Here is a 6,555-nt window from a genome sequence, read left to right as displayed (position 1 = left end):
TTATCAAGCACTCGAACGAGAGCAGTCTCCGTCATCGCGACGGCAATCGGCTGCCCGATCGGCATGAAACCCACCAGGCCCTGGCCGTCCTGCCGCTCGGCGAGGTGACCTTGGATGGCAGCGTCGAGATCGACAATGGTCTTGCCGTCCGAGATGACGGTGCTGCGGGCGAAGCCGAGCGCATCCTCCACCAGCCGCTGCATGGCCTCGACATCGGCGATCGCCCGCTCGCGATGCGGCGTCTCCGGCATCATTTCCATGCGCAGACGGAAGCGAGTGAGGTAGGTCCTCAGATCGTGCGAGATCGCTCCGAGAATAAGGGTGCGGTTGCTGACGAGCGCGGCGATGCGCAACTGCATGGCGTTGATCGCCTTGATCAGCAGGCGCAGCTCACAGGCGCCTCTTTCGGGAATATGAACCGGCTGCAGACCATTGCCGATCGAGTTGACGGTTCGCGACAGGCGCGTCAGGGGCCGGGTTTCCCGCGCTACGGCGGCAATGGCGATGACGGCGACCAGCATGCCGAGGATGCCGGCGATGAGGCCGATGGGAATGCCGTTCAATCGCACCGTCGGCGTTTCGGGCAGGTTGAAGACGGCGATCTTGCCGCCGGCAACGCCGATCGATACCTCCACGATCCTGTCCGGCGCACCGACGGAGAACCAGCCCTGCGGCTTTTCCGAAAGCGAGCGCATGTTGAAATAGCGATTGCCGAGCGCGATCGCGGCAAATTCGCGGGCGAGCTTGTCGGTAAGCGTCAGATTGGAGGCCTCCTCCCGACCCGGAGCCGGCGGATCGGCCAGGTGGATCGCCAGGCCATTGGCATTCAGTGCCCGCACGGCTGCCTGTTGCGCCTCCGGCGGAATGGCATCGAGAAGACGGATCGCAGTCTTCACTTGCTTGGCGGGCGACCGCTCCGGATTGAACGGCGTATCCGGCTTCAGCTGTGCGGCCGCAAAGGCCGCAAGCTGAATGATGAACAGTGCCACGGCCACAATCATGATGATACGGGCGACCAGACCGAGTTTCAGCATGGTTCAGACATCCTTCACGTCCCTTGTAAGGAGATAGCCGGCATTGCGCACCGTGGTGATGATCTGAGCGCCATCAGGCAGGCAATGGCCGAGCTTGGTGCGCAGGCGGGAGACCGTAACATCGATCGTCCGGTCGAAAGGATCGGCGCCACGGCCGCGCGTCCAGTCGAGCAATTGCTCGCGCGACAGCACGCGGCGCGGTCTTTCGAGGAAGCAGACGAGCAGATCGAACTCGGCGGTCGTCAGATGCACGACGCGCTCGCCATCCATCTCGATCACCCGGCCGTCGAGATCGACGATCAATCCGGCGAAGCTTTTGCGCCGTGATGGAATGCCGGCATCTTCCGGCCGCTCCGGGCCGGAGCGGCGGAGAATGGCGCGGATGCGTGCCAGGAGCTCGCGCGGGTTGAAAGGCTTGCCGAGATAGTCGTCGGCGCCCATCTCGAGGCCGAGAATGCGATCGATATCTTCAGTCTTCGCCGTCAGCATCAGGATAGGCACCTTGCTGCGGGTGCGGATGCGCCGGCATGCGGAGAGACCATCTTCACCCGGCAGCATCAGATCGAGGATGATCAGATCGGGGAACCCCTTGGATAGAATACGATCCATAGCTGCGGCGCTGTCGGCGGCCTGCACGGCAAAACCTTCACGGCTCAGGAACTCCTCCAGGAGCGCCCTAATCTCGCGGTCGTCTTCGACCAGAAGCAGCGATGCGGAAACCATGGCTCTTCCATGCGGGGCGAGAGGCGGTTTTGGCAACAGGGAAACGACCGACGTTACAAACTGTAACAAATTTCCCTTCTTTTGAAAAATCCCAGCAAAAGAAGCGATGCAGTTTCTCCGCAGCCGGATCCCTCCGGAGCGAATGTCGGCAGCTTCGTTGCCGCCTACCCGACCCCATCGCCCGCTCCGGCCCGCGACAGGGCTCGCATCCACGAAACGCGAGCCCTGTCTGCTTTTCCAAACCGCCGATCCTTTTCGACAATGCGGGTTTGCGTCCTGCGCGCCGCCGTGCGAAAGGATTGACCTTCACCGACAGCAATGTCGGGCCAGGGAAACATGCTCATGAGGCAGGACGGTTGAGCCAAAGGCAATCACCGCAGAGATCCGGCAAAGCGACAAGGCGCACCCCAGAGCCGGAGGGCAAGCGCGTGACCTTGCCACGAGCGCTTTCGAAGCTTGGCTATTGCTCGCGCACGCAGGCGGAAGCGTTGATCGTCGCCGGCCGCGTGACCGTGGACGGCCGCCTGATCTCCGATCCTGCCATCTGGGTCGATCTGGAGCATTCGAAGTTCGCGGTTGACGGCATGGAGATATCAGCCGAAAAGAAGCTCTATTTCATGCTGAACAAACCGCGCGGGCTGGTGACGACGCGCGACGATCCCGAAGGACGGCCGACCGTTTATGACTGCCTGAGGGAGATCGATGCCCGCCATCTCGCGCCCGTCGGCCGCCTTGACAAGGCGAGCGAGGGATTGCTGCTCTTCACCAACGACACGGTATTGGCGCAGGCCCTGCTCGACCCCGTCAGCCATGTCGGCAAGGCCTATCATGTGCAGGTCGACCGCATTATGGACCTGGAGCAGCTGGCACGCATGGAGCGTGGCATCGTCGACGATGGTGAGCTCCTGACCGCGAGCTCGGCCCGGCTGCTGCGCAGCGGCGACCGCAACAGCTGGATCGAGGTGGAGCTGAAGGAAGGGCGTAATCGCCAGATCCGTCGCATGCTGGAAGCGCTTGGCATCGAATGCCTGCGGCTGGTGCGCGTTGCCTTTGGCGATATCGCGCTTGGTGATCTGCCGAAGGGCGGCGTGCGGGCCTTGACCGAGGCCGAAATCCTGAGCTTGCACCGGCGCGCCGGAATGAAAGTCAATCGGTAGAAGGCTGAGCGCGATGCAACCTCATGACTTCTGGCAGGAGCTGGATGCGCCGGGCACCTTCGATCCAATGGCGGAGCGTGCGGATTTCTACGTAGCCGAGCTGCCGGACGGGCGGCAATTGCGGCTGCCGATCCGCGTGCTCGCCGACGGCGAACATGCGCTGGCGTCGCTGATCGTCAATCAGGCAAGCTTCACCGTTTTGGACGCTCTTGCGGAGACGCTTGCGAAGCGAATGGCAGCATATGATATCGATGTCGTCGCCGGATTGCCGACGCTCGGACTGACGCTGGCGGCGGCAGTGGCCCGCGCACTCGGCCATACGCGCTACGCGCCGCTCGGAACATCGCGTAAATTCTGGTACCGCGAGGAGCTTTCGGTCCCGCTCTCCTCCATCACCACGCCAAACCAGGAGAAGCGTCTTTATATAGACCCGCGCATGCTACCACTGCTGGAAGGAAAGCGCGTCGCGCTGATCGACGATGTGATCTCCAGCGGCGCCTCGATCGTTGCAGGTCTTTCTCTTTTAACGTCTTGCGGTATCGATCCCGTAGTGATCGGCGCGGCGATGCTGCAATCCGAACGCTGGCGGGATCGTGTCGATCTAGGCGGCAAGCGTTGGAGCGAGAAAATCATCGGCGTGTTGTCGACGCCGATCCTCGAGTGGAGCGGAAGCGGCTGGCGCCGGCCGAGCTGACCGCATTTTGCTGTTGCGGCCATGCGATGGAAGGCAAATTGCATATTATATATGTGAAAACCGTTCCGCTTCCGGCCGCAATACGCTAAGGGTCCGCTCAAGAAGCATCCGTCGGGCGGATGCACGAGCCTGTTGGTGGACGCGTTGCGAACTCTCTCCGAAGCCTATTTTCCGGAATTGCCCAACTACTATCGCGGCAAGGTGCGCGAAAATTACGATCTGCCCGACGGCAGCCGCATCATCATCAGCACCGACCGGTTGAGCGCGTTCGACCGCATCCTCACCTGCATTCCTTATAAGGGCCAGGTGCTAACGCAGACCGCCCGCTACTGGTTCGAGCAAACACGCGATATCTGCCCCAACCACGTGATCGACTATCCCGACCCGAACGTGGTGGTCGGCAAGCGGTTGAATATTCTGCCTGTCGAGGTCGTCGTGCGCGGCTATCTCGCCGGCACCACCGGGACCTCGATCCTGACGCTCTACAAGAAGGGTCAGCGCGAGATGTACGGCATCACCCTGCCGGATGGCATGCGCGACAACCAGATCCTGCCACAGCCGATCATTACCCCGACGAGCAAGGAATTCGACGGCGGTCATGACGAGCCTCTGACGCCGAAGCAGATCGTCGAGGGCGGGCTTCTGACAAAGCAGCAGTGGCAGACGCTGACGAATTATGCTTTTGCCCTGTTCGCGCGCGGACAGGAAATCGCCCGCAAGCGGGGGCTGATCCTCGTCGATACCAAATATGAGTTCGGGACCGATGAAAACGGCACCATCATCCTTGCCGACGAAATCCACACGCCCGACAGCAGCCGCTATTGGCTCGCCGACAGCTACGAGGACCGCTTCAAAAACGGTGTGCGCCCCGAAAGCTTCGACAAGGATTTCGTGCGGGCCTGGGTCACGGAGCGCTGCGATCCCTATAAGGACGAGATTCCGGAAATTCCACGGGAGTTGGTCGAGGAGACGTCCAAGGTCTATATACGCGCCTATGAAGCGATCACAGGCATGACTTTCGTGCCCGATGATCGCGACGCAACGCCGCTTGACCGGGTTCGCGCAAGCCTCGCCCGCTATTTCCCTTAGGAGACCGTTTGAACGGTCGTTTCGCTGAATGGGCATGCCGAAGCTTCCCGGAAGTTGCGGTAGTGGCGAAGTTTTGCGCCATTCACATCCCTTGATTGTGGATGCGAGGGTATGTTTTTTGCAACACTTTAGATTTTTTTTACCGACAAGCTGATATTTCGCCCGATCCCACATATGTTCGCTGCCGAGAATTCGTAAAAGCCACTGTGCTATTGCAAAACTCGTTGCTAGATTGACGCCGACCGCTTCGGGTCGTTGTTTGTGTTGCGTAAGACTGGAGCGCCGGCATATGGGGTCAAGCCGATCCCGAAAAACACTGATCAGTAAATTGAATTGTGGGACAAAGTGATGGTTTCCATTCGTACTGCCGCCCCCGCCCTGCTGCTTGTTTTGGCAGGTTGCGTCAGCGGCCCAGACCATAAGCCACCGGAAATGCCTCTCCCGGCCAAATTCTCGGAGGGCGGTACGAAGGCGAACGGCGATATCGCCGGCTCGCAATGGTGGACCGCTTTCGGCGACACCAAGCTGAATGCCTTCGCCACACAGGGACTTGCCCAGAACTTGACCATCCAGCAGTCGCTGGAACGCATCAACCAGGCGGAAGCTGCCGTCGTCACAGCAGGTGCAGGCGGTCTCCCAAGCCTCACCGTGTTGGGTGACAATACGACAAGCGGCCAGAAGGGTGGCTCGAGGGTCTCTTCGTCTGGCGGAAGACGAAACACCACGCAAGGCACTGCTTCGGCTTCCTGGCTGCTCGACCTCTGGGGTCAGTATCGCCGCGCTACGGAAAGCGCCAATGCTTCGGTCGACGCCGCCTATTCCAGCGTCGACGTTGCACGCCTGACATATCTGCAGGATCTCGCCAACAGCTATGTCAATGCCCGCTATTACCAGAGGCTCATCTCGATCGCGCAGGAAAACCTGAAGTCGCGGCGCGATACGCTTTCGCTGACCAAGTTCCAGCTCGAAGCCGGTGCAGCTTCCCGCCTCGACGTGGTTCAGGCGGAAGGCCTTGTCAACCAGACGCTGGCGCTGGTGCCTGGTTATGAAATCAGCTATCGCCAGCAGGTGCACCACATCGCGACGCTGCTCAACGTTCCTTCATCGACCATCATCGCGCAGATGCAGGGCGGCGGCAGGCAGCCGATCTTCCGCGGCAGCGTCCGCACCGGTGTTCCGGCCGACCTCATCCGCAACCGCCCTGATATTCGCGTTGCAGAGCGTCAGCTTGCTGCCTCGACGGCCCAGATCGGTGTGGCGGAAGCCAAGCTCTTCCCGTCGATCACCCTCAGCGGTTCGATTTCGCCGACCTATATCCATACATCGGCAGCGAGCGGCGGCCTGACCACCTGGTCGTTCGGCCCATCGCTGAACCTGCCTATCTTCGATGGCGGTGCCCTGCGCGCCGGCGTCAAGAGCGCTGAATCGACAAGCCGCGAGAACTATCTCGCCTGGCAGCAGACGGTGCGAGAGGCTGTCGAACAGGTTGAAAACGCTCTGTCGGCAGTTGCCCGTGATGCTCAGACGGTCGCGGCGTTGCAGGCTCAGGTCAAGTCCTATCAGGAAGCCCTGCAGCTCTCGACAGCAAGCTACAAGGACGGTGCATCTTCGCTGCTCGACGTTCTCGACGCACAGCGCAATGTGACCGCTGCCCAGCAGAGCCTGGCGCAGGCTGTTCAGCAGAGCGCTACCGACTACATCTCGCTGAACGTCGCGATCGGCGCAGGTTATGTGCCGGCCGATAAGGCGATCGCGGCCGCAGGACCGACCAGAGCCAAGGCCGAGGCCATCAAGGTCGCGGCCAAGAAGGCGATGTAAGCCTATAGCCCGGGGCTCTAGCAGGGCCTTACCGCTTGAA

6 protein-coding genes (1 of these 6 only partly in view) are annotated in these 6,555 nt (G+C 61.1%); 4 read left to right on the top strand and 2 right to left on the bottom strand.

Going from position 1 to position 6,555, the window contains the following annotated elements; all coding sequences use genetic code 11:
- On the bottom strand, positions 1 to 1,034 hold the 5' portion of the coding sequence (locus tag ACK83U_RS17420; RefSeq protein ID WP_112338925.1) for an ATP-binding protein. 316 nt of this gene lie to the left of the window's left edge; the window shows 1,034 of its 1,350 coding nt (coding positions 1-1,034); the start codon lies at positions 1,032 to 1,034; its stop codon lies off the left edge, out of view.
- Positions 1,035 to 1,037: 3 nt separating this feature from the next.
- Complete coding sequence (locus tag ACK83U_RS17415) at positions 1,038 to 1,757, bottom strand: response regulator (protein WP_015338318.1); 720 nt, start codon at positions 1,755 to 1,757, stop codon at positions 1,038 to 1,040.
- 356 nt (positions 1,758 to 2,113) lie between these two features.
- Here ACK83U_RS17415 and ACK83U_RS17410 point away from each other — a divergent pair, with 356 nt between their 5' ends.
- The 4 genes from ACK83U_RS17410 (at position 2,114) to ACK83U_RS17395 (ending at position 6,515) form a co-directional block, all read left to right on the top strand.
- A complete protein-coding gene (locus ACK83U_RS17410) occupies positions 2,114 to 2,914 on the top strand; it encodes a pseudouridine synthase (RefSeq protein ID WP_112400346.1) in 801 nt (266 codons plus the stop codon).
- A gap of 13 nt (positions 2,915 to 2,927) precedes the next feature.
- On the top strand, positions 2,928 to 3,608 hold the full coding sequence (locus ACK83U_RS17405; protein ID WP_112609853.1) for a phosphoribosyltransferase: 681 nt from the start codon (positions 2,928 to 2,930) through the stop codon (positions 3,606 to 3,608).
- A gap of 144 nt (positions 3,609 to 3,752) precedes the next feature.
- Positions 3,753 to 4,697, top strand: coding sequence for a phosphoribosylaminoimidazolesuccinocarboxamide synthase (locus ACK83U_RS17400; RefSeq protein WP_112609869.1), 945 nt, complete (start codon positions 3,753 to 3,755; stop codon positions 4,695 to 4,697).
- 348 nt (positions 4,698 to 5,045) lie between these two features.
- Positions 5,046 to 6,515, top strand: coding sequence for an efflux transporter outer membrane subunit (locus tag ACK83U_RS17395; RefSeq protein WP_112609851.1), 1,470 nt, complete (start codon positions 5,046 to 5,048; stop codon positions 6,513 to 6,515).
- The last annotated feature ends 40 nt before the right edge of the window (positions 6,516 to 6,555 follow it).

This window comes from Rhizobium sp. WW22 (assembly GCF_047041135.1).
In the GTDB taxonomy this organism is placed as follows: Bacteria; Pseudomonadota; Alphaproteobacteria; order Rhizobiales; family Rhizobiaceae; genus Rhizobium.
This window is presented reverse-complemented; position numbering and strand designations above follow the sequence as displayed.

Excerpts from the sequence above, each read along its gene's own strand:
- ACK83U_RS17415 (WP_015338318.1), bottom strand. The coding sequence starts at position 1,757 with ATGGTTTCCGCATCGCTGCTTCTGGTCGAAGACGACCGCGAGATTAGG.
- ACK83U_RS17405 (WP_112609853.1), top strand. The coding sequence starts at position 2,928 with ATGCAACCTCATGACTTCTGGCAGGAGCTGGATGCGCCGGGCACCTTC.
- ACK83U_RS17395 (WP_112609851.1), top strand. The coding sequence starts at position 5,046 with ATGGTTTCCATTCGTACTGCCGCCCCCGCCCTGCTGCTTGTTTTGGCA.